The 21,415-nt window shown below is 51.3% G+C and carries 20 protein-coding genes and 3 pseudogenes; 16 read left to right on the plus strand and 7 right to left on the minus strand.

Annotated elements, in window-relative coordinates; translation table 11 throughout:
• Nucleotides 1-70 precede the first annotated feature (70 nt).
• Nucleotides 71-268, plus strand: a complete 198-nt coding sequence (locus tag LU633_RS08865) for a hypothetical protein (RefSeq protein WP_157275250.1) — start codon at nt 71-73, stop codon at nt 266-268.
• Between the two features lie 677 nt (nt 269-945).
• Nucleotides 946-1,527, plus strand: coding sequence for a hypothetical protein (locus LU633_RS08870; RefSeq protein WP_152664146.1), 582 nt, complete (start codon nt 946-948; stop codon nt 1,525-1,527).
• A 357-nt stretch (nt 1,528-1,884) separates the two neighbouring features.
• Here the strand turns inward: LU633_RS08870 and fur are convergent, their stop codons facing one another.
• From fur to LU633_RS08890, 4 genes are all read right to left on the minus strand, one after another.
• Nucleotides 1,885-2,331, minus strand: coding sequence for a ferric iron uptake transcriptional regulator (gene fur, locus LU633_RS08875; RefSeq protein ID WP_016191936.1), 447 nt, complete (start codon nt 2,329-2,331; stop codon nt 1,885-1,887).
• Nucleotides 2,332-2,694: 363 nt separating this feature from the next.
• Complete coding sequence (gene fldA, locus LU633_RS08880; RefSeq protein WP_016191937.1) at nt 2,695-3,225, minus strand: flavodoxin FldA; 531 nt, start codon at nt 3,223-3,225, stop codon at nt 2,695-2,697.
• Nucleotides 3,226-3,381: 156 nt separating this feature from the next.
• On the minus strand, nt 3,382-3,663 hold the full coding sequence (ybfE, locus tag LU633_RS08885) for a LexA regulated protein (protein ID WP_016191938.1): 282 nt from the start codon (nt 3,661-3,663) through the stop codon (nt 3,382-3,384).
• A 150-nt stretch (nt 3,664-3,813) separates the two neighbouring features.
• Nucleotides 3,814-4,584 (minus strand): alpha/beta fold hydrolase, encoded by a 771-nt coding sequence (locus LU633_RS08890; RefSeq protein WP_016191939.1) that lies wholly within the window; start codon nt 4,582-4,584, stop codon nt 3,814-3,816.
• A gap of 258 nt (nt 4,585-4,842) precedes the next feature.
• Between LU633_RS08890 and seqA the strand changes: the two genes are divergently transcribed.
• Together seqA and pgm are read left to right on the plus strand one after the other, a co-directional pair.
• Nucleotides 4,843-5,394 carry a replication initiation negative regulator SeqA gene (gene seqA / locus LU633_RS08895; RefSeq protein ID WP_016191940.1) on the plus strand — a complete coding sequence of 184 codons (552 nt, stop codon included), beginning with the start codon at nt 4,843-4,845 and terminating at the stop codon, nt 5,392-5,394.
• 30 nt (nt 5,395-5,424) lie between these two features.
• Nucleotides 5,425-7,065, plus strand: a complete 1,641-nt coding sequence (gene pgm, locus LU633_RS08900) for a phosphoglucomutase (alpha-D-glucose-1,6-bisphosphate-dependent) (RefSeq protein WP_233485087.1) — start codon at nt 5,425-5,427, stop codon at nt 7,063-7,065.
• A 308-nt stretch (nt 7,066-7,373) separates the two neighbouring features.
• Here pgm and kdpE read toward each other — a convergent pair whose 3' ends face one another.
• Nucleotides 7,374-8,057, minus strand: a complete 684-nt coding sequence (gene kdpE, locus LU633_RS08905; protein WP_016191942.1) for a two-component system response regulator KdpE — start codon at nt 8,055-8,057, stop codon at nt 7,374-7,376.
• An 813-nt stretch (nt 8,058-8,870) separates the two neighbouring features.
• On the opposite strand from kdpE, the gene LU633_RS08910 reads away from it, so the two are divergent.
• The 6 genes and pseudogenes from LU633_RS08910 to pxpA all read left to right on the plus strand — a co-directional run bounded on the left by LU633_RS08910 (nt 8,871) and on the right by pxpA (nt 14,553).
• Nucleotides 8,871-9,827, plus strand: a complete 957-nt coding sequence (locus LU633_RS08910; RefSeq protein ID WP_016191943.1) for a YbgA family protein — start codon at nt 8,871-8,873, stop codon at nt 9,825-9,827.
• Between the two features lie 21 nt (nt 9,828-9,848).
• Complete coding sequence (phrB, locus tag LU633_RS08915; RefSeq protein WP_016191944.1) at nt 9,849-11,270, plus strand: deoxyribodipyrimidine photo-lyase; 1,422 nt, start codon at nt 9,849-9,851, stop codon at nt 11,268-11,270.
• A 115-nt stretch (nt 11,271-11,385) separates the two neighbouring features.
• Nucleotides 11,386-12,129: a type 2 GTP cyclohydrolase I gene (locus LU633_RS08920; RefSeq protein WP_016191945.1), complete on the plus strand. Its 744-nt coding sequence runs from the start codon at nt 11,386-11,388 to the stop codon at nt 12,127-12,129.
• Nucleotides 12,130-12,242: 113 nt separating this feature from the next.
• Complete coding sequence (pxpB, locus tag LU633_RS08925; protein WP_016191946.1) at nt 12,243-12,899, plus strand: 5-oxoprolinase subunit PxpB; 657 nt, start codon at nt 12,243-12,245, stop codon at nt 12,897-12,899.
• Entirely contained in the window at nt 12,893-13,831 is a 939-nt protein-coding gene (gene pxpC, locus LU633_RS08930; protein WP_016191947.1) for a 5-oxoprolinase subunit PxpC, read from the plus strand. Before pxpB ends, pxpC begins: the two co-directional genes overlap by 7 nt.
• Nucleotides 13,815-14,553: pseudogene (gene pxpA / locus LU633_RS08935) on the plus strand (5-oxoprolinase subunit PxpA). The gene pxpC and the pseudogene pxpA overlap by 17 nt, the downstream one beginning before the upstream one ends.
• A 96-nt stretch (nt 14,554-14,649) precedes the next feature.
• Here the strand turns inward: pxpA and LU633_RS08940 are convergent.
• A pseudogene (locus LU633_RS08940) lies at nt 14,650-15,006 on the minus strand (helix-turn-helix domain-containing protein); the annotation flags it as partial.
• Nucleotides 15,007-15,130: 124 nt separating this feature from the next.
• On the opposite strand from LU633_RS08940, the gene LU633_RS26160 reads away from it, so the two are divergent.
• Nucleotides 15,131-15,220 carry a hypothetical protein gene (locus LU633_RS26160; RefSeq protein WP_157275251.1) on the plus strand — a complete coding sequence of 30 codons (90 nt, stop codon included), beginning with the start codon at nt 15,131-15,133 and terminating at the stop codon, nt 15,218-15,220.
• A gap of 99 nt (nt 15,221-15,319) precedes the next feature.
• A pseudogene (gene nei / locus LU633_RS08945) lies at nt 15,320-16,103 on the plus strand (endonuclease VIII).
• A gap of 33 nt (nt 16,104-16,136) precedes the next feature.
• Here nei and LU633_RS08950 read toward each other — a convergent pair.
• Nucleotides 16,137-17,420 carry a citrate synthase gene (locus tag LU633_RS08950; protein ID WP_016191953.1) on the minus strand — a complete coding sequence of 428 codons (1,284 nt, stop codon included), beginning with the start codon at nt 17,418-17,420 and terminating at the stop codon, nt 16,137-16,139.
• A gap of 612 nt (nt 17,421-18,032) precedes the next feature.
• Here LU633_RS08950 and sdhC point away from each other — a divergent pair.
• From sdhC to LU633_RS08970, 4 genes are read left to right on the plus strand one after another with little or no spacing between them, the layout of a single operon-like run.
• Nucleotides 18,033-18,422: a succinate dehydrogenase cytochrome b556 subunit gene (sdhC, locus tag LU633_RS08955; RefSeq protein WP_016191954.1), complete on the plus strand. Its 390-nt coding sequence runs from the start codon at nt 18,033-18,035 to the stop codon at nt 18,420-18,422.
• Nucleotides 18,416-18,763 (plus strand): succinate dehydrogenase membrane anchor subunit, encoded by a 348-nt coding sequence (gene sdhD, locus LU633_RS08960; RefSeq protein ID WP_016191955.1) that lies wholly within the window; start codon nt 18,416-18,418, stop codon nt 18,761-18,763. Before sdhC ends, sdhD begins: the two co-directional genes overlap by 7 nt.
• A gap of 1 nt (nt 18,764) precedes the next feature.
• Nucleotides 18,765-20,531, plus strand: coding sequence for a succinate dehydrogenase flavoprotein subunit (gene sdhA, locus LU633_RS08965; protein ID WP_016191956.1), 1,767 nt, complete (start codon nt 18,765-18,767; stop codon nt 20,529-20,531).
• An 18-nt stretch (nt 20,532-20,549) separates the two neighbouring features.
• Nucleotides 20,550-21,266, plus strand: a complete 717-nt coding sequence (locus LU633_RS08970; RefSeq protein ID WP_016191957.1) for a succinate dehydrogenase iron-sulfur subunit — start codon at nt 20,550-20,552, stop codon at nt 21,264-21,266.
• The last annotated feature ends 149 nt before the right edge of the window (nt 21,267-21,415 follow it).

Genomic DNA, 21,415 nt, shown 5'->3' on the forward strand with positions numbered 1-21,415 from the left:
CAGGGAAATAAACATCCTGCCATATGTGCTGCCGCCGTCAGCTGTTACAGGCTGTCGCTATGAACTGAGTTTGTTATTTATTGTCTCGGTGCTCATGTGGAGTTGCAGTGCAATTTATCTTATCGATATTCCAATTTTTATTACGAAACAGCTGGCGTTGCCCCGGCAAAGTGTCGGGCTGATGATGGGGTTGGCTGCCGCTATTGAAATTCCTGTGATGTTACTGGCCTGTCCCGCCTTTCTGGCAAATTCTTTGGGTCTGGCATGAAGAACAGGCACGGCTCGATAGCCGTTTCAGACGCGCGCTGGGCAAAGATAACTGTATGCTGGGTGAGATGGCGCTTGAGAAAGGGACTTTGCAGGTTAACTCATTGCTCAGGCTGTTAAATAAAGTAGTAGGTTATGACGGGCAGTTTTTAGGCCAGCTTTACCAGCAGGGTTACTACGCCACCTTGTCGGACTACTTCAGATTGTTAATCCTGATCGAATATGGTGCGTGTACATGGATGCAAATAACTTGCATTACAAACCGATAGGTTAATTTTACTAAGGTCAGAACTTCCGGCAATAAAGCATGTCCCCGGAGGAGGTAAAAATGCCGTATTCCTGAGCTGGCTGAACTGATCATGGCGATGAAGGATGAACCCGCTCTCAGAGAGATATTTAGATGCCTGAACGAAGCTTATGCAAGGCTGCGAAAGATGTGTCACAAAAAATAAGCCGTGGGAACGGGAGATATTCGCGCTCTTTTATCATTTGTGGTGTAAACACTGGAAAGTGACTTTTATCATTCATGATGAATTTTCTCAGCGCTATGCTGTATTTTCCTGGGGAGAAAAAGAGGAAATTCTTTTTGGTGTCAGTGGAATGTGACTGCTTGACGATATTATCAGTGGTGAATATTGCCCGTTATCGGAAAAGGAAATGCTAAGTTACCGGCAGAGCGTGAGCAGACTTGAAGAAATTGAATGGACGCTGAAAAAAACACTGGGACTGGCGGAGCTAACCGAAGTCTATAGCGTGTTGGAAGTCCCGCGCATCGCTTCTTCATTACAAATATGTTCAGATATTGAGCATTTTCATTATTACAACGTGCTGTCGGAGGATGCCTTGCGGGATAAAGTCAACGTGCTTTTCGGACGCTATTTCCTGGAAAAAATCGTATCAGCATTGCTGGTGGACACTTCTGGCAGCCTGTGGGTCAATGGCAGGATCAGGCAACGTGTGATTGTGGCCCGGGCGCTTCTCTCCCACCAATTATTTTCCCCCGGAGTGGAAAGTACCGACGATGTCCGCCAAAAAATTGTCCGTCTGATTTTTAGTGCCAGCTGTCTGGAGTATTGTTCAGTGGCTAATTCACAGCAGATTGACATTGTTTCACTTCAGCTAGCTCAAAGCATTGAGGCATGGTTGGATTTTATCACTTTAGTTTCTGACCGATGCGGTAACTTTGCTGGTTTTTTACTGCGGGTAGGGTGGGGGGAGTTTAAGCAGATAAAGGTTGAATCCCTTTATCGCCAGGAATGACACATACTCAACAGTGACTACGACAGTTTTGTCGAGAAAAACAGCCTTGAATCGGATTATTTTATTGCCACTCTGGCACTGGAACCGGCAGCACGGGGGAAAAGGCTATTTCAGGTTAATAATGCAAGAGGCGGAGTGACAGGCAAGCCGTCAGCATGCGCTCAGACTTACACTTTGAGTATGGGGAAGCAGTGATGCAGTTGTTTTATACAAAAAGTGGGGGGGGGAGGTAGCGAGTGCGGCTGCTGTGAACCTTGACAGCACATTTTCGCTGACAGACTTTATTTTCTTGCAAAAGAAATTGCCGTCCCCTGAAAAAAACCAGTGAAATTCACCGGTTTTTAATCTGGTCATGCGTTATTGATTGTCGTGAAGTGTTTCATCTTCACGACAATCACCCGTTTCGCAGTGGCCATAAAGATAAAGGCTGTGGTTGCTTAACTTGATGCCGTGACGTGAGGCAATATCTCGCTGGCGTGTTTCAATAGACTCATCGCTGAATTCGATAACTTTACCGCAGTCAAGGCATATCAGATGATCGTGATGCTGCTGCTGAGTCAGTTCAAAGACGGACTTTCCACCTTCAAAATTGTGTCGTGTCACGATGCCTGCATCATCAAACTGGTTGAGCACGCGGTAGACCGTTGCCAGTCCAATTTCTTCGCCCATATCTATCAGGCGCTTATATAAATCTTCCGCACTGACGTGATGGCACTCTGGTTCCTGAAGTACTTCCAGAATCTTTAGTCGTGGAAGCGTAACTTTCAGGCCTGCCTTCTTTAATGCGATGTTATTGTCAGTCATGCGGATATTGTCCTGTTACTTTGCTAATCACTAAGTGGCTGAAAAACCCTGAACATCGGCCCTGATTAACGAAGCAGTATAGAACCGATGTGCTGAAATGAAAACTGCTGGAAAGCCAGCCGCAGGGCACTCAGGGAGGTAAGAAAACGGCATTACATCCGGAAAAAGCATTGGCCCTGCATACGGAATTTACATTTCGAACTGACTCTCAGTTGTTGCTTACGGGCAACGTTGCTGACAGGTCGGGGTGGCTAATGGCGACATTGTACAGTGTCGCAGCTAAAAGTTAAAAAAATGTTCCTGCAGAGCTATAGAAAAAATCATTGCGCTGTCAGGCGATTAATTGCACCGTAATACACAGAATTAAGCATTGAGGATATCGTCGAGCTGCAACTCTTCGTAAATCTGCTTTACCCACTTTTCGGTGCGTTCATTTGTCAGTTCTGGCTGGCGGTCTTCATCAATGGCGAGGCCGAGAAAATGGGTGTCGTCTGCAAGCCCTTTCGATGCTTCAAAATGATAGCCTTCTGTTGGCCAATGTCCGACAATAACTGCGCCGTTTGGCTCAATGATGTCGCGAATGGTGCCCATCGCATCACAGAAATATTCAGCATAATCCTCCTGGTCACCACAGCCGAACAGCGCAACCAGTTTGCCATTGAAATCGATTTCTTGCAGTGTGGGGAAAAAATCATCCCAGTCACACTGTGCTTCGCCGTAATACCAGGTAGGGATGCCCAACAGCAATATATCAAAGGCTTCCAGATCTTCTTTGCTACTTTTAGCGATATCATGAACTTCGGCAACTTCTTTACCCAGCTGCTTCTGAATCATTTTTGCAATATTTTCCGTATTGCCAGTATCGCTGCCAAAGAAAATGCCTACGATTGCCATGCGTTTAAAACCTCTTAAAATTCAATGATTGAGATGCTGAACCTACAATATTAACGGTAATGATAACAGACCGTATCGGACTGATAAATGAGGAATGCTCCTGCATTTGTCGCTTTGTGCTCTTGTTTCCATTAAGCGATATTTCAGGCAGGGGACTTAGTGTTCTGCATTGTCGAGCTGGACCATAATCATTTCTTCGATCAGTTCACTACGGCTGATTTTACGCTCTTCTGCCAACCTGTTGAGCGCATCAACAGCATCACTGCTTATTTTTAGCTCCACACGGCGAAGTCCGCGCACTTTATCGCGTTTAAGCTGATTGCGTTTATTTATACGTAGCTGCTCACCACGTGCCAGCGGATTAGTTTTAGGACGACCAGGACGACGTTCATCTGCGAACAAATCGATAGTGGTGCGGTCCGTGTTTTCTTTAGCCATAGAATCGTGATACTGGAGGGCTGAAGTTCAGGTAGTTTGGACTGTTATGCTGTTCGAATCGCAATCCAACCAGCAAAATTTAAGCCGATAATCATACCCTGGCAAAACACATGACGACAATAATTTAGCTTTTTCAGCAACTATTTGTTTTTACTGTGCAAAAAAACGACGCATTGCACGAAGAACAGGCTCTGGTTTTTCAGCATGTACCCAGTGACCGGCCCCTGCAATGATATGAGCACGCGCTGTTGGAAATTGTTGCAGCAGCGTATCCCGATATTCATCAGCGAGATAGGGCGACAATTCTCCCCGTATAAAGAGTGCTGGCCCCTTCCAGGCTGGCAACAACTGCCAGCTAATCAAATTCTCATATTGCGCCTGTAAAACAGGGACATTGAAACGCCATCTGCCATCGTGAAAAGACTTAAGTAAAAATTGAATTATGCTTTCATCTTCAATTTCAATGCTGTCACGCATTATTATCGCGGCTTCGCTGCGTAATGCCGCAGATGACTGACTGACTGCATTAAGCGCTGTGAATATGGCATCGTGGTGGCGTTGTGTATACGCCACAGGTGCTATATCGATCACCACTAATTTTTTTACGCGATCGGGAGCGGCCGCGGTAACTGCCATGCCTATTTTTCCGCCCATTGAGTGGCCCACGATGTCGCACTCACCAATACCGAGGTTATCCAGTGTTTCCAAAACATCCCGGGCCATCGCGGCATAATGCATTTCAGATGAATGGGGTGACAATCCATGGTTGCGCACATCAAGCATGATGATTTGCCGCTCTTTCACCAGCCCTCTTGCCAGCACAGCAAGATTATCCAGGCTCCCAAACAGGCCGTGAATCAGTACCAACGGCAGGCCAACCTCATCAGATTGCTCAGATTGCAAGCGGACATTCAATTTCATGGCAAAGTTCTTACAGTGTAAAAGAATAGTTAGGGTATCATAGTCGTAATATTTCCTGCTTGTGCAAGCAGGTAGTTTATCATCACCGTTTTGCGGTATTATCTGACTTTTATCGGCATTAAGTGCTGGCGCTACAACCCGGCAGGATTTAACTTTATAATCCTCGTGTTAGGACAGGATTTTTCAACGCGTTTATCGACTGTTTGAAAGGCATGACGCAATCCTGCTCTTATCAGGCAACAACTGTACTGGATCAAGATGAAAACTATCGACGTTGATGAAGAGCTTTATCGTTATATCGCCAGCCATACTCAGCATATAGGGGAAAGCGCCTCTGATATTCTGCGCAGAATGCTCAACTTTACTGCAGGACAAGATGCATCAGCATTGCAAGGAACGGCGTCATCTTCAACTACGGTGGTGAAAGACGTTGTCAAAGGACAGGACCCGTCTCGCCCACAGGATCGGGTTCGTGCCATCCGGGAGTTACTCCTCTCGGACGAATATGCTGAACAGAAGAAAGCGATTAATCGGTTTATGTTAATTCTTTCAACATTATATCGTCTCGAACCCGGCGCGTTTGGTGCTGCTACCGAGTCTCTGTTGGGGCGCACGCGCGTTTATTTTGCTGGCAATCAACAGACTCTGATACAAAATGGCACCCATACCAAGCCACAGCATATTCCTGGCACACCGTACTGGGTGATAACCAACACCAACACAGGTCGCAAACGAAGCATGATCGAACACATCATGCTGTCAATGCAGTTCCCTCATGAACTGACTGAAAAAGTTTGCGGCACCCTCTAACTGATAAATAAGCGTCAGGGAGAAGCCCCAATGGCCAATCACCCCCGTGCCGGGCAACCTGCCCGGCAGAGCGATTTGATTAACGTTGCACAATTAACTTCACAGTATTATGTCCTGCAACCTGATCCAGGTAATGCGGAACATGCGGTGAAATTTGGCACATCTGGCCATCGTGGCAGCGCAGGGCGTCACAGTTTTAATGAAACGCATATCCTGGCAATCGTGCAGGCCATTGCTGAGGAGCGTAAAAAGAACGGTATCACCGGCCCCTGTTACGTGGGGAAAGACACCCACGCGTTGTCTGAACCCGCCATTATCTCCGTGCTGGAAGTGCTGGCGGCAAATGGGGTTGATGTGATTGTGCAGCAGGATAATGGTTATACACCGACGCCTGCTATCTCCAACGCTATTCTTGAGCATAATAAAGCGGGGGGCATGCAGGCTGACGGCATTGTTATCACCCCCTCTCACAATCCGCCAGAAGATGGTGGCATCAAATACAATCCCCCTAATGGCGGTCCTGCCGACACTAACGTAACGAAAGTTGTGGAGGAACGCGCTAATGCTCTGATAAAAGAGGGTCTTCAGGGCGTCAGGCGCATTGCTCTGGATAAAGCCTGGGCCAGTGGCCACTTAACAGAGCAGGATTTGGTGCAGCCATACATTGAAGGCTTGACTCAAGTTATTGATATTCAAGCAATTAAGAAAGCTGGGCTTAAAATTGGCGTTGATCCGCTTGGCGGCTCTGGCATCGCTTACTGGCAGCGCATCGCAGAGTTTTACAATCTGGATCTGACCATCGTCAACGACTCTATTGACCAGACATTTCGCTTTATGCATCTGGACAAAGATGGCGTCATCCGTATGGATTGCTCCTCGGAGAGCGCAATGGCTGGCTTGCTGGCACTGCGCGATCAATTCGATCTGGCGTTTGCTAACGATCCGGATTACGACCGTCACGGCATTGTTACCCCCTCGGGGCTCATGAACCCGAACCACTATCTGGCGGTGGCGATCAATTATCTGTTTCAGAACCGCCCGCAGTGGGGCAAAGATGTGGCTGTTGGTAAAACCCTGGTATCCAGTGCGATGATTGACCGCGTAGTGAAGGCTATCGATCGTAAGCTGGTGGAAGTACCGGTTGGTTTTAAATGGTTTGTTGATGGCCTGTTTGATGGCAGCTTCGGGTTTGGTGGTGAAGAGAGTGCAGGTGCGTCCTTTCTGCGTTTTGACGGCACGCCATGGTCAACCGATAAAGACGGTATCATCCTGTGTCTGTTAGCCGCAGAGATCACCGCGGTTACCGGAAAAAATCCTCAGCAACATTATGATGAACTGGCAGAGCGCTTCGGTGCGCCAAGCTACAACCGCCAGCAGGCTTCTGCTACCTCGGCCCAGAAAGCCGCACTGTCCAGGCTTTCACCTGAGATGGTCAGCGCTGATATCCTGGCTGGCGATCCAATCACCGCGCGCCTGACTTCGGCTCCGGGTAATGGCGCATCCATCGGTGGTCTGAAGGTGATGACGGAAAACGGCTGGTTTGCGGCACGCCCCTCTGGTACTGAAGATGCCTATAAAATCTACTGCGAAAGTTTCCTGGGTGCAGAGCACCGTGAAAAAATCGAAAAAGAAGCGGTAGAGATAGTCAGTGAAGTGTTGAAAAATGCCTGAGAACACGAAGCCGGCCCCTGATGCCCGTTTCCGTCCTTAATAAGCGGTCCTGCCTTCCCGGCAGGGCTTTTTTCGGTTCGATGAAATTTGCCTGAAGGTTCTTTTTTACCGTCCCGGCTTCTGCTGATTTATTTTTTACGGGCTTGTTCGAATTTTCATTCTCCACCAGCCTGCGGTATAGGTTATGTCTTGTTGACGCTTCCTGCATATTGCGACCAGCGTTTTCACAGGAACAATTACCCAGTTGAATGCTACACCCTGCCGGAAGTATTATCTGATCTCTTTGGCGTTGCTGACTGAATAAGCGCTCAGGGCACGAAACGATAGCCGACGCCGGTTTCAGTAATGAGGTGGCGAGGTTGAGCAGGATCGACCTCCAGCTTTTGCCGCAAATGCCCCATGTAAATACGTAAATAATGGCTGTGTTCGACTGCATTTGGCCCCCACACCTGATTGAGCAACTGACGTTGCGTCATCACTTTACCGGCATTATTCAACAGGCTCACCAGCAGTCGAAACTCAATCGGGGTCAGATGGAGTTCCTCTCCGCTTTTGAGGACGCGGCGGGCGGCAATATCGACCTGGACATTGCTGAAGCTGACTTCCGCTTTTGGCTCCGAGCCATCCCCCCGGCTATATCGCAACGCGACGCGTACGCGTGCTAACAGCTCACCCACTCCAAATGGCTTACTCAAGAAGTCATCTGCGCCGGCATCCAGTGCGGTGATTTTATCCTGCTCATCGCAGCGTGCGGATAATACAATCACCGGAATAGCGGTCCACTGACGAATTTCACGAATAAATTCAATGCCATCGCCATCTGGTAACCCCAGGTCAAGGATCACTAAATCGGGTTTCCTGGTTGCGGCCTCAATCAGGCCGCGCTGCAGCGATTCTGCATCAAACACGCGCAGATTTCCGTCTTCCAGCGCAACACGTAAAAAACGGCGGATTTCTTTTTCATCTTCAACAATCAGAACTCGAGTTACCATACTTCGCTCTTTACTTATCCGTGGCCGGAGACAGCCCTCAGCGAAACGCTTATCTGCCAGATGTTGTCAATTTAGCAAATAAAGGCTGGTCGTGCTTGCCGGGAATAGTGCGGTGATTTTTAAGTTAGCAGATTACCGATATTTTAACTTTTTAGTAACCTGATTATGTTTCAGACAAGAAAAGCGGTGAAATTTCCCGCAAATTAGTGGTCGGATGAGTATTGACATCCTCCCCGCCCTGAAGGACGGGGATATAAGGCGCATTGGGTAAAGAGACAGCACGATTTTTACTTGCCATCGTTTCATCTTATCGGGGCTGCCCGCTCCGTCGCTTTTCCCGAAGCCTCGCTTTATATACTGTCAGGCAATGATCTACTGCATCGGCGCTGCACTGAATAACATGCCTTTATCAAACCGCCTTAATGAGGCAAAGGTCATGACGAACTAACAATCACGTCTTATGGTCATCAGCTTACCTGTTGAACTTTATTGCACAAATCAGAACTTCTTTTCAGGGCTGTTGCTATACGTCAGTGGGGTGCCATTAAATCCGCGTTCACATAAGGCCATTTTATTGCCGGGTTGTGTGCGTGCTCATCAACGTATTTTGGCTCTGCCTTATTGCTTTCGGCACGGGAAGCGACTTCTTTTAACGGTTTTTAGCTGGCTGCTGTCAGGCGTTAAAGCGAAGCCGCCTTCTTTGAAAGCAGTTTTTTACTTATCAACCGTGACATTTTCGAAGCCGACACGCGCGTTGAAGTTAAAATTCAGCTAAACTTAAAACCTATACAGGAAAAAAGAGATCGTACAACTATGAATGATAAAATTCCTGTTGGCATCGGTGCCTGTCTGCTTGGGGATAATGTTCGTTTTGATGGCGGCCATAAGCGCTGCGCATTTGCTGCGCTGGAGCTTGCGCCCTTTATGCGCTACCAGCCCGTTTACCCTGAAATGGCGATTGGCCTGCCAGCGCCCTGTCCGGCACTGCGTCTTGTGGAAATACAAGAGGGAGCCGTGGAGCTAAGGTTCAGCAACGGCGAGGGCAGCCCGGTGACGGAGGCGATGCAAAATTTCGCCGAAAAAAGAATAGCTTCCTTACACCATCTTTGCGGTTACATAGTCTGCACGAAATCCCCCAGCTGTGGTATGGAGCGTGTGAGGGTTTATCAGCCGGAAAACAATAACAATCGTAAAGAGGGTGTGGGTATCTTTACCCGGGAACTTATGGCGCAAATGCCCTGGCTACCGGTCGAGGAAGATGGTCGCCTGCACGCTCCGCTACTGCGGGAGAACTTTATTGAACGCGTTTACACGCTTCATGAATTCAATGAAATGTGGCGGAGCGGGCTCACGCGGGGCAAGCTGATTGCCTTCCACAGCCGTTACAAATTGCTGCTGCTGGCACATTCACAACCTGAATATCGCAAAATAGGCCGTTTTGTGGCAGCAATTGAAGAATGGCCATCGCTGGAAGCTTACGCTTTTGAATACCGCCAGAGGCTAATGGATTTGCTTAAAAAGCAGGCGTCAAGAGGTAACCACACCAACGTGCTGTCCCATGTTCAGGGTTACTTTAGCCCGCGACTGACCTCAAAACAACGCCAGGAGATGGCCTCGCTGATAGATAACTATCGCCAGGGATTACAGCCACTGCTGGTCCCAATCACCTTGCTGAAGCATTACATGGCGGAATATCCCGACCCTTACCTGACGCAGCAGCGCTACTTCGAACCCTATCCGGAAGCGCTGCGCCTGCGTTACGGTCACTGATTAACGATTTCAGGGAGCGTTATGGCCACTCATTTGGTCTGGCTGCGCAACGATCTGCGCATCCACGATAATACAGCACTTCACGCCGCCTGCCGGGACAGCGACGCCAGGGTGCTGGCACTGTTTATTGCCACGCCGCAGCAGTGGCATTCACATGTGATGGCCCCCAGGCAGGCAGCGTTTATTTATCAAAGTTTGCAGGATGTTCAACAATCTCTTGCGGAAAAGGGGATTCCGCTACATTTCCTGCAGTGCCGGGATTTCGATGCCTCGGTTTCTGAGCTGGCATCGTTTTGTCAGGCGCATAATATTGAGCGGATGTTTTATAACTATCAGTATGAAGTGAATGAACGCCAGCGCGACGCGAGGGTGGAACGCGCCCTTTCCGAACTTGATATTATCTCACAGGGGTTTGACGACAGCCTGCTGCTGGCACCGGGCAGCGTGCTGACCGGCAGCGGTGAGATGTATAAAGTATTTACGCCCTTTAGTAAGGCGCTCGTGCGGCGTCTTAAGGAAGGCGTGCCGGAATGTCTGCCTGTGCCTAAAGCACGGGAGAACGCACCGCTGAAAAAAACGCCGACGCTTAAACCCTTCGATTACCCCAGTGAAGCCTTTGACGACCAGCTTTTCCCCGCTGGTGAAGCTGCGGCACTGAAACGACTGCGGGCATTTTGCCAGCAGCCTGCTGCTGATTATCCTCAGCAACGCGACATCCCGGCCGTGGATGGCACCAGTCGTCTTTCCGTTTATCTGGCCACTGGGGTACTTTCACCGCGCCAGTGCCTGAATCGCTTACTGCGTGAGCATGCTGACGGGCTGGATAACAGCCGTATTTTTGTCTGGCTTAACGAGCTGATTTGGCGCGAGTTCTATCGACACTTACTGGTTGCCTGGCCGTCACTGTGCCGCCATCAGCCGTTTATCGGCTGGACGGAAAAAGTGAAATGGCAGCAGAATGGACGTCACCTTGAGGCCTGGCAACAGGGAAAAACCGGATACCCTGTTGTTGATGCTGCCATGCGTCAGCTTAATGCGCTTGGCTGGATGCATAACCGTTTACGGATGATCGTCGCCAGTTTTCTGGTCAAAGACCTGCTGATTGACTGGCGCGAAGGCGAACGCTATTTCATGTCGCAGTTAATTGATGGCGATTTGGCGGCTAACAACGGCGGATGGCAATGGGCCGCCTCCTGCGGTACCGATGCCGCACCTTACTTTCGCATTTTCAACCCCACCACGCAGGGCGAGCGTTTTGATGAAGAAGGGGCGTTTATCCGCCAGTGGCTACCGGAACTGAAAGCGGTGCCGAAACAGCATATTCATCAGCCGCAGGCATGGGCAAAAAAACACGGGGTCTCGCTGGATTATCCACAACCGATTGTCGATCACAAAGAAGCGCGAAAGACCACTCTGGCGGCGTTTGAAGCAGCCAGAAAATAGCCCCTCGTTAACGGGCGGTCACCGCCGCCCGTTCTCATCATTTGCCTCGTCTGCTATTGTTGCCACAACCGCCACGAGCCGGTCCGCTTAAGGCCGCCCACTGTCAGGAGAAATCATGCGAAATACCGAGTTGGAGCACCTTGTTAACCAGCAACTCAATACTCAGGCTTTCAGCGACTATGCGCCCAACGGACTGCAGGTCGAAGGGCGTAGTGAAGTGCAAAAAATTGTCACCGGCGTCACCGCCTGTCAGGCGCTGCTGGACGAAGCGGTGCGCCTTGAAGCCGATGCGGTGTTAGTCCATCACGGCTACTTCTGGAAGAATGAAGCGCAAACAATAAAAGGAATGAAACGCAACCGGCTAAAAACGTTGCTGGCTAACGACATCAATCTTTTTGGCTGGCATTTGCCCCTTGACGCACACCCCCAGTTGGGAAATAACGCACAGCTGGCGAAAGATTTAGGCATCAAGGTCGTTGGTGAAGTGATGCCGCTTGTACCCTGGGGCGAGCTGGCGGAGCCAGTATCCGGCGCATGGCTGGCGGCAAAACTCACCGATGTTCTGGGGCGCGAGCCATTGCACTGCGGCGAGAACGGCCCGCAGCGGATTAAGCGCATTGCATGGTGTTCGGGGGGGGGGCAGGGTTTTATCGATGCGGCGGCGGACTTTGGCGTCGATGCTTTTATCACCGGAGAAGTGTCGGAACAAACCATTCACAGCGCCCGTGAACAGGGCTTGCATTTCTTTGCGGCAGGACATCATGCGACTGAACGTGGCGGGATAAGGGCATTGGGGGAATGGCTGGCAGAACATTATTCGCTGGACGTTACCTTTATCGATATCGCTAACCCTGCCTGACTGGCTGGACGGCCGCCCAGGCCGTCCGCACCTTGTGTTGACACATTAATAACATTTCCGCATAACTATTACCCTCTGAATACGCTGCTCCGAAACCCGTCTGGAGGTTTATTTTGCAACAAGCGCGTTGTTACCTGCTGGGCGAGCGTGCGGTCGTGCTGGAGCTTTCTCCCCCTGTCACCCTGCACACCCAGCAACGAATCTGGGGCTTAACTGCACAACTGCTGGACTGCGTTGAGGTGTCAGAAGCCATCCCCGGCATGAATAACATTACCGTCATTCTCCGCGAACCACAGCAGATGACGTTGCAGGCCGTGGCGTGGTTGCAGGAATGGTGGGAAAAAAGCGAGGTGCAGGAAATCCTCCCGCGTCAGGCAGAGATCCCAGTGGTCTATGGTGGTGGTGCCGGGCCTGATTTACAGGAGGTTGCCCGGCACAGCGGATTAACCCCACAGCAGGTGGTGGAGGCCCATGCCAGTGCGTGCTACCAGGTTTATTTTATTGGTTTCCAGCCTGACTTTCCCTATTTCGCTGGACTTAATCCTCACTTACATACGCCGCGCCGGGCCGAGCCGCGGGTCAGGGTACCCGCGGGTTCTGTCGGTATTGGCGGCAGTCAGACCGGCATTTATCCGTTCTCTGCTCCGGGGGGGTGGCAGCTCATTGGGCAAACTGATCAGGTGCTATTCAATGCTGATAACCGGCCTCCAGCGTATCTCCGGCCCGGTGACAGCGTGCGCTTTTTGCCGCAGAAGGGGGGCGTATGCTGAAAATCATTCGTGCGGGTATCAGCACAACCTTACAGGATGCGGGGCGCTGTGGCTGGCGGCTGTATGGCGTTGGTAGCAGTGGCGTGCTGGACAGACCGGCGATGGAAACGGCCAATCTGCTGGTGGGCAATGCGCCAGGCAGCGCCGTCTTGGAAATTACGCTGGGGCAATTCTGTGCTGAATTTACGCGAGACGGCTGGATTGCCCTGACGGGCGCGCACTGCGATGCAGTGCTCAACGAACAACCAGTGTGGACCGGTTGGCGTAGCGCAGTGAAAAAAGGGCAGCGACTGACCCTGAAAATGCCCCTGCGCGGCATGCGCAGCTATCTGGCGCTGGATAGCGGTTTTGCTGTTGAACCTGTGCTGGATTCGTGCAGCACGCATGTAAAAGCCGGTTTTGGTGGCTTTGCCGGTCGCCGGATAGAAGATGGCGATTGTTTGCCGCAGAGTCAGCCAGAAAGACGGTTTACCCGGGCCGCAGGGGTACGGCAGCTGCTTTTCAGTAACCGCGTACGTGCCGTGGTGGGGCCGGAATACACTGAGTTCAGCCCGGAAAGTCGGGCACTATTCTGGCGCTCTGCGTGGCAGCTCAATCCGCAAAGCAACAGGATGGGGTATCGGCTTCAGGGCAGTCCGCTGATACGGGAAAATCCGCGTGAAATGCTGTCGCACGGATTATTGCCCGGCGTGGTTCAGGTACCCCCGAACGGTCAACCCATAGTGCTGATAGCCGATGCGCAAACCACGGGTGGTTATCCGCGTATCGCCTGCGTGATTGAAGCCGACCTTTATCATCTTGCCCAGCTTCGGCTCGGTGAGCCGGTTCACTTTATGCGTTGCTCAACGCAAGAGGCGCTGCTGGCAATGCGTAACCAGCGAGGCAGCCTGCAACAGATAGCCTGGGGGCTGCAAAATGAAAATCGATCTTAATGCCGATCTGGGTGAAGGCGGCGAAAATGACCATGCACTGCTGAAGCTGGTTTCTTCAGCGAATATCGCCTGTGGTTATCATGCCGGAGACGCGATAACCATGCGGCAAAGTGTGATTTGGGCGCTGGAGTCGGGCGTGGCTATCGGTGCACATCCTGGCTTTCCCGATCGTGAAAACTTCGGCCGCACGGCCATGCAGCTTTCCCCGGAAACCGTCTGTAGCCAGGTGATTGCTCAGATTGGCGCACTGCAGGCGATTGCCCGAAGCGAAGGTGGCCAGCTGATCCACGTGAAACCCCATGGCATGCTGTACAACCAGTCGGCTCAGGAACCTGCACTGGCCGCTGCCATTGCGCGAGCGGTGTGCGCTGTCGATCCGGCGCTGATTCTGGTAGGCCTTGCAGGCAGTCAGTCAATCCGCGCGGCCAGAGTGCTGGGGCTGAGGACACGGCAGGAGGTCTTTGCCGATCTGCAGTTATCAGGATGATGGAACACTGGTTCCCCGTTCACATCCGGGGGCGTTGCTGGAAAGTGCGGACCAGGCAATTGCGCAGACGCTATCAATGATCCAGACCGGAAAAGTCCGCAGTCATCACGGTAATCCGGTGAACGTTACTGCTGAAACGGTTTGTCTGCACGGTGACGGTGCGCACGCGCTAAACTTTGCCGTGCAGCTATGTGACGCCTTTGCGCAACACGACATCATGGTGACCAGCGGCTGACCCTTAGCAGGCGTTATCAGCCTGATTGTTGCGGGCTGAACATTCTCTCTGACAGGAATAACTTAGTTAAATTCTGCTTTTCAGAATGCCGCAGTGGAAGTTCTCCAGATCGTGCCGTTGCCAGATGGCGCGCACGCCGCTGCCGGAGATAAACACGCCTTTTTTACGCAGCTCATTACTGGTCCGGTGCTGCCCTGGGGCCGGGAACTCAACGGCATATTCAACAACCGCGCATTCAGTCGCTTCATCGGCGCGGTTTTTCAGGCCGGGCACCCGGCGGTTCTGGTTAACCAGTGCGTCAATGCCACCTTCTGTCGCCAGTTCCTGATAGCGGTAGAAGGTGTCGCGTGACACGCCCATGATTTCACAGGCTGTTGAGACGTTACCGGGTTATTCGGCGAGATTGAGCAGGCCGGCTTTGTGTTTGATGACAGGATTGTGAGTATCAAGCATGAGAGTGACCTCGTGTTTTGTATAAGGATTCGACACCCATATCAAAACCGGTAGCTCTCAACCTTTCAGAGTCCGGTGTCAGATCACGTCGTGACTAATACATCTTAAAAAGCACAAAGCTAAAGTGCGGTGCGATGGTTTTATCCATATTCCTTATCTGCCCGGACAGGTTATCAGGCAGGTTGTGTTGCCAGCATGTCCTTACCGACGGTGACGCTGCCGCTGGAAATGGTGCTAAGTATTGCCCTGAGCGTGGAACATGATATACGCCAGGAAGGCGGCGCAACACATTAACCGTAAAAGGATGAGATAAATGCCAGAAGGGCCGGAAATCCGCCGTGCGGCGGACAAACTGAAAAAAGCGATCAAAGGAAAAACGCTGACGGCGGTCTGGTTTGCTTTTCCGCAGCTAAAAACCGATGAACCTTCGCCGGGCGGCGAACGGATTGAGGCGATTGAAACGCGTGGAAAAGCCATGCTGACTCATTTTTCTAACGGGTTAGTTCTTTACACCCATAACCAGCTTTACGGCGTCTGGCGCGTGGTCAGCACCGGTAAAGAGCCTGAGACAAATCGCGTACTGCGCCTGCGGCTGACGACGAAGGACAAAACGTTACTGCTTTACAGCGCGTCGGATATTGAGCTACTGAATGCCGATACGCTGGTGGCCCATCTGTTTCTGTTGCGTGCAGGCCCGGACGTGCTGGATATGACCTTAACCAGAGAAGAGGTGGCCGAACGACTGCTGCCTTCCCGTTCCCGGCGGCACCAGTTTAGCAGTTTGCTGCTCGAACAGTCCTTCCTCGCCGGGTTGGGCAATATCTGCGGGTGGAGATTCTCTGGCAGGCAGGTTTGGCACCCCGGCACCATGCGCAGGACCTGACTCCCCGGCAGCTGGCAGCACTGTCGGATACGCTAGGTGATATTCCACGTTTGTCTTACCAGACGCGCGGGAAGGGAAAGGAAAATAAACACCACAGGGTGTTATTCAGTTTTAAGGTTGTTCATCGGGCAGGTAAGGGGTGTGAGCGATGCGGGGGAAACATTGAGAAAACGACACACGCACGTTTTACCGGTGTCCGGGCTGCCAGAAATAAAAAAAGCGCCGCAGGTGCGGCGCGATAGCAGAGTTACTTCGCTATATTGGATTTAAAATCACGCTTGTCGTAACCGGTATAAAGTTGACGCGGACGGGCAATTTTAACGCCGTCATCGTGCATCTCTTTCCAGTGTGCAATCCAGCCTACGGTGCGGGCCATGGCGAAGATGACGGTAAACATCGAGGAAGGAATCCCCATTGCTTTCAGAATCAGTCCTGAATAGAAATCAACGTTCGGGTAGAGTTTGCGTTCAATAAAGTAGGGATCGTTAAGCGCAATATACTCCAGTTCCATGGCGACTTCCAGCAGGTCATCTTTCATACCCAGCTCTTTCAACACTTCGTGACAGGTTTCACGCATTACGGTCGCACGCGGATCGTAGTTCTTATACACGCGGTGGCCGAAGCCCATCAGGCGGAAGGAATCATTCTTGTCTTTGGCACGACGCAGGAACTCAGGAATGTGATCAACCGTGCTAATTTCTTCCAGCATACGCAGGCAGGCTTCGTTGGCACCACCATGTGCAGGCCCCCACAGCGAAGCGATACCTGCCGCGATACAGGCAAACGGGTTTGCGCCAGAAGAACCCGCGGTACGCACGGTAGAGGTGGATGCATTCTGTTCGTGATCGGCGTGCAGGATCAGGATACGGTCCATGGCGCGCTCAAGCACCGGGTTCACCACATAGTTTTCACATGGCGTGGAGAACATCATGTTGAGGAAGTTACCGGCATAAGAAAGATCGTTGCGCGGATAAACGAACGGCTGACCAATTGAATATTTGTAACACATTGCGGCAACCGTCGGCATTTTAGACAGCAGGCGGAAGGCGGCAATTTCGCGATGACGTTCGATGTTGACGTCCATGGCGTCATGGTAGAAAGCTGCCAGTGCGCCAGTCACGCCGCACATAACCGCCATCGGGTGTGAGTCACGTCGGAAGCCACGAAACAGATGATGTATCTGCTCATGGATCATGGTGTGGCGGGTTACGATAGTTTTGAATTCATCAAACTGTTCTTTAGTTGGCGCTTCACCATTGAGCAGGATATAGCACACTTCCAGGTAGTTAGAGTGAAGGGCAAGCTGATCAATAGGAAAACCACGATGAAGCAGAATACCCTCGTCACCGTCAATATAGGTGATTTTGGATTCGCAGGACGCAGTGGAGGTGAATCCTGGATCGAAAGTGAAATAGCCTTTAGAACCCAAAGCTCGGACATCAATTTCTTGCTGGCCTAATGTGCCACTCAGCACATCAAGTTCAATAGCCGCTTCGCCGGGTAGGTTAAGCGTTGCCTTTTTATCAGCCATTTACAGTCTCCTTAGCGCCTTATCGGTGGATCTTTCACACCTTCATAAGCCAGTTTGTCTGCGGTTGTGTTCAGGGGCACATATTCCACTCTGAGGCATCTTTATAATGTGCAGGGTACAGAGTGAAGGGCTCACGCCTCGGAGGGCAGAACTGACATCATTACGCGGTTGTTAAAGATCCGGTCTGGTCTTAACGGGCAGGTAACCATTACCTGATACTTATTATGTGCGATTTACCAATGTTACATAACTTGTGCTTACGGGAAAGTGTATACTCATAACTTTTGTAAATCATGAGATCTTATCGTCAACTTGTAACACTTATGTTGAACTTTTGTCAAATCAGTTGATTTAATTTGTATTAAATATGAAAATGTGAGAGTGATCACTGTTCGGGGCAAATGTTCCCAAGATGTTTGTAGGGGAATTGTAATGGGTTTGTGAACCCCCTATACTTCCGCAAGGTTTCCGGAACACCCTGCCGTAGGAGCCATCCAGCGTTTTTTGCGCGGCGTTTTGACACTGGACGTTGTCGTTTTAGTGCCTGGCGCACTGTATAACGCTGCCTGACCTGCCCTCAGGACCGGAGGAAGCAAAAATAAGAAAGGCTGTGTGGGCAAAACCGTGAAAAAACAAAGACCTGTCAATTTGGATCTCTCAACGATCTGGTTTCCTGTTACTGCAATTGCGTCAATTCTCCACCGTGTATCTGGCGTGATTACCTTTGTGGCCGTGGGCATACTTCTCTGGTTACTGGGTTTATCTCTCTCTTCACCCGAAGGCTTTCTCCAGGCCTCTGCCGTTATGAACAGCTTTATTGTTAAATTCATCTTCTGGGGCATTCTGACCGCACTGGCGTATCACATCGTCGGCGGCATACGTCACCTGCTGATGGACGTCGGCTGGCTGGGTGAGACATTGCCAACGGGTGCGTACTCGGCGCAAATTTCTTTTGGTATCACTGTCGTGCTTTCAATTCTGGCTGGAGTCCTCGTATGGTAAGCAATGCTTCTGCACTGGGTCGCAATGGCGTTCATGACTGGCTGCTGTTGCGTGCCGCTGCCATGATCATGACCCTATATGTTCTTTATATCCTCGGTTTTATTGCGATGTCAGATCATCTTACCTGGCATATCTGGCGCGGATTTTTTTCCTCTTCCTTTACTAAGGTATTCACCCTGCTGACGTTGTTCTCCATTCTGGTACACGGCTGGATTGGCACCTGGCAGGTACTGACAGATTACATTAAGCCGCTGGCGTTGCGTTTGTTGCTGCAGTTCGCGGTGGTGGTTGTGCTGTTAGTCTATGCAATTTATGGAACTATTGTGGTGTGGGGAGCGTAACATGAAGTTGCCAGTCAGAGAATTTGACGCCGTTGTTATCGGCGCAGGCGGTGCAGGTATGCGAGCCGCACTGCAAATTTCCCAATCGGGCCAGAGCTGCGCCCTGTTATCAAAAGTTTTTCCAACCCGTTCTCACACCGTATCTGCGCAGGGTGGCATTACCGTGGCGCTGGGCAATTCCCATGACGATAACTGGGAATGGCACATGTACGATACAGTGAAAGGTTCCGACTATATCGGTGACCAGGACGCCATTGAATATATGTGTAAAACTGGCCCGGAGGCGATTCTGGAGCTGGAACATATGGGCCTGCCTTTCTCCCGACTGGACGATGGGCGCATTTATCAGCGTCCCTTTGGTGGCCAGTCGAAAAACTTTGGCGGCGAACAGGCGGCACGCACGGCGGCGGCGGCTGACCGTACCGGTCATGCGCTGCTGCATACGCTTTATCAGCAAAACCTGAAAAATAAAACCACCATTTTCTCTGAATGGTGCGCGCTGGACTTGGTGAAAAATGCCGATGGTGCCATTGTTGGCTGTACTGCACTGAATATTGAAAATGGCGAAGTGGTCTACTTTAAGGCCCGCGCCACGGTGCTGGCGACCGGTGGTGCAGGCCGTATCTACCAGTCCACCACCAATGCTCATATCAATACCGGTGATGGTGTTGGCATGGCGCTGCGCGCGGGCGTACCAGTGCAGGATATGGAAATGTGGCAGTTTCACCCAACCGGTATCGCTGGCGCTGGTGTGCTGGTGACCGAAGGCTGCCGTGGGGAAGGGGGCTACCTGCTGAACAAACACGGTGAGCGCTTTATGGAACGCTATGCGCCAAATGCCAAAGACCTTGCTGGTCGTGACGTGGTGGCCCGTTCGATGATGATCGAAATCCGTGAAGGCCGGGGCTGTGAAGGCCCGTGGGGACCGCATATCAAGCTGAAACTGGATCATCTCGGCCACGAAGTGCTGGAAGCACGTCTGCCGGGGATCCTTGAGCTGTCCCGCACCTTTGCTCACGTCGATCCGGTGAAAGAGCCGATTCCGGTTATCCCAACCTGCCACTATATGATGGGCGGTATTCCAACCAAAGTCACCGGACAGGCAATCACCCTTAATGAACAGGGTGAAGATGTGGTGGTGCCGGGCCTGTTTGCCGTGGGTGAAATTGCGTGCGTTTCCGTACATGGTTCTAACCGTTTGGGTGGCAACTCATTACTTGACCTGGTGGTATTTGGTCGCGCTGCTGGCCTGCACCTGCAAGAGTCTATTCAGGGGCAGGGTGAACTTCTGGACGCCACTGATGAGGAGATCGCGGCTTCTCTGGCGCGGATGAATCGCTGGAACAATAACGTTGAAGGTGAAGATCCTGCCGAACTGCGTAAAGCCTTGCAAACCTGCATGCAAAACAACTTTTCGGTCTTCCGCGAAGGTGACGCAATGGCCAAGGGTCTTGCCGAGCTGAAAGTGCTGCGTGAACGCCTGAAAAAAGCCCGTCTGGATGATCGTTCACCGGATTTCAACACGCAGCGTATTGAATGTCTGGAACTGGACAACCTGATGGAAACGGCCTATGCCACAGCGGTCGCGGCTAACTTCCGTACTGAAAGTCGTGGCGCACACAGCCGCTTCGACTATCCCGAGCGTGACGATGCAAACTGGTTATGTCACAGCCTGTACCTGCCGCAAAGCGAAAGCATGACGCGCCGCGAGGTAAACATGCAGCCTAAACTGCGCGCGGCCTTCCCGCCGAAAGCGCGTACCTACTAGTTTGCGGAGAAAAAGACGATGAAACTCGAATTTTCTATCTATCGTTACAACCCGGACGTAGACGACGCGCCCCGTATGCAGGATTACAGCCTGGAGTCCGAGGACGGACGTGACATGATGCTGCTGGATGCGCTGATTCGCCTGAAAGAGAAAGATCCTACCCTGGCCTTTCGTCGTTCCTGCCGTGAAGGCGTTTGCGGCTCAGACGGTTTCAATATGAATGGTAAAAATGGCCTTGCCTGCATCACGCCGATTTCGGTCCTTGGCGGGGGAAAACGTAAAATTGTGATCCGTCCGTTACCAGGCCTGCCGGTTATCCGTGATTTGGTGGTGGACATGGGGCAATTCTACACTCAGTATGAGAAGATTAAGCCTTACCTGTTGAATAATGGAGAAAATCCTCCAGCACGTGAACACCTTCAACAGCCTGAACAGCGTGAAAAACTGGATGGGTTATATGAATGTATTTTGTGTGCGTGCTGTTCAACATCCTGCCCGTCATTCTGGTGGAATCCGGATAAATTCATCGGGCCTGCCGGACTACTGGCCGCTTACCGTTTTCTGATTGACAGTCGCGACACCGAAACCAGTGCGCGTCTGGATAATCTTAACGATGCTTTCAGCGTATTCCGCTGCCACAGCATTATGAACTGTGTGAGCGTATGTCCAAAAGGGTTGAACCCGACGCGTGCAATTGGCCATATTAAGTCGATGCTGTTACAGCGCGGTGCCTAGCATGACCCATCCGGGAACCTTCAGGTTCCCGGATGTTTAAGATGTTTAAACGGGAAATCCTGGCAAGATATTGGGCAGTTAATTAACGATGCCTTGCCAGGGTTCCCTTACGGGCCGGATCGCCAGCAGCGCGTACTGTGCTCGTATCG

The sequence above is a fragment of the Erwinia tracheiphila genome (assembly GCF_021365465.1).
Classification (GTDB): domain Bacteria; phylum Pseudomonadota; class Gammaproteobacteria; order Enterobacterales; family Enterobacteriaceae; genus Erwinia; species Erwinia tracheiphila.

Excerpts from the sequence above, each read along its gene's own strand:
- fur (WP_016191936.1), bottom strand. The coding sequence starts at position 2,331 with ATGACTGACAATAACATCGCATTAAAGAAGGCAGGCCTGAAAGTTACG.
- fldA (WP_016191937.1), bottom strand. The coding sequence starts at position 3,225 with ATGGCAATCGTAGGCATTTTCTTTGGCAGCGATACTGGCAATACGGAA.
- ybfE (WP_016191938.1), bottom strand. The coding sequence starts at position 3,663 with ATGGCTAAAGAAAACACGGACCGCACCACTATCGATTTGTTCGCAGAT.
- LU633_RS08890 (WP_016191939.1), bottom strand. The coding sequence starts at position 4,584 with ATGAAATTGAATGTCCGCTTGCAATCTGAGCAATCTGATGAGGTTGGC.
- seqA (WP_016191940.1), top strand. The coding sequence starts at position 4,843 with ATGAAAACTATCGACGTTGATGAAGAGCTTTATCGTTATATCGCCAGC.
- pgm (WP_233485087.1), top strand. The coding sequence starts at position 5,425 with ATGGCCAATCACCCCCGTGCCGGGCAACCTGCCCGGCAGAGCGATTTG.
- kdpE (WP_016191942.1), bottom strand. The coding sequence starts at position 8,057 with ATGGTAACTCGAGTTCTGATTGTTGAAGATGAAAAAGAAATCCGCCGT.
- LU633_RS08910 (WP_016191943.1), top strand. The coding sequence starts at position 8,871 with ATGAATGATAAAATTCCTGTTGGCATCGGTGCCTGTCTGCTTGGGGAT.
- phrB (WP_016191944.1), top strand. The coding sequence starts at position 9,849 with ATGGCCACTCATTTGGTCTGGCTGCGCAACGATCTGCGCATCCACGAT.
- LU633_RS08920 (WP_016191945.1), top strand. The coding sequence starts at position 11,386 with ATGCGAAATACCGAGTTGGAGCACCTTGTTAACCAGCAACTCAATACT.
- pxpC (WP_016191947.1), top strand. The coding sequence starts at position 12,893 with ATGCTGAAAATCATTCGTGCGGGTATCAGCACAACCTTACAGGATGCG.
- LU633_RS08950 (WP_016191953.1), bottom strand. The coding sequence starts at position 17,420 with ATGGCTGATAAAAAGGCAACGCTTAACCTACCCGGCGAAGCGGCTATT.
- sdhD (WP_016191955.1), top strand. The coding sequence starts at position 18,416 with ATGGTAAGCAATGCTTCTGCACTGGGTCGCAATGGCGTTCATGACTGG.
- sdhA (WP_016191956.1), top strand. The coding sequence starts at position 18,765 with ATGAAGTTGCCAGTCAGAGAATTTGACGCCGTTGTTATCGGCGCAGGC.
- LU633_RS08970 (WP_016191957.1), top strand. The coding sequence starts at position 20,550 with ATGAAACTCGAATTTTCTATCTATCGTTACAACCCGGACGTAGACGAC.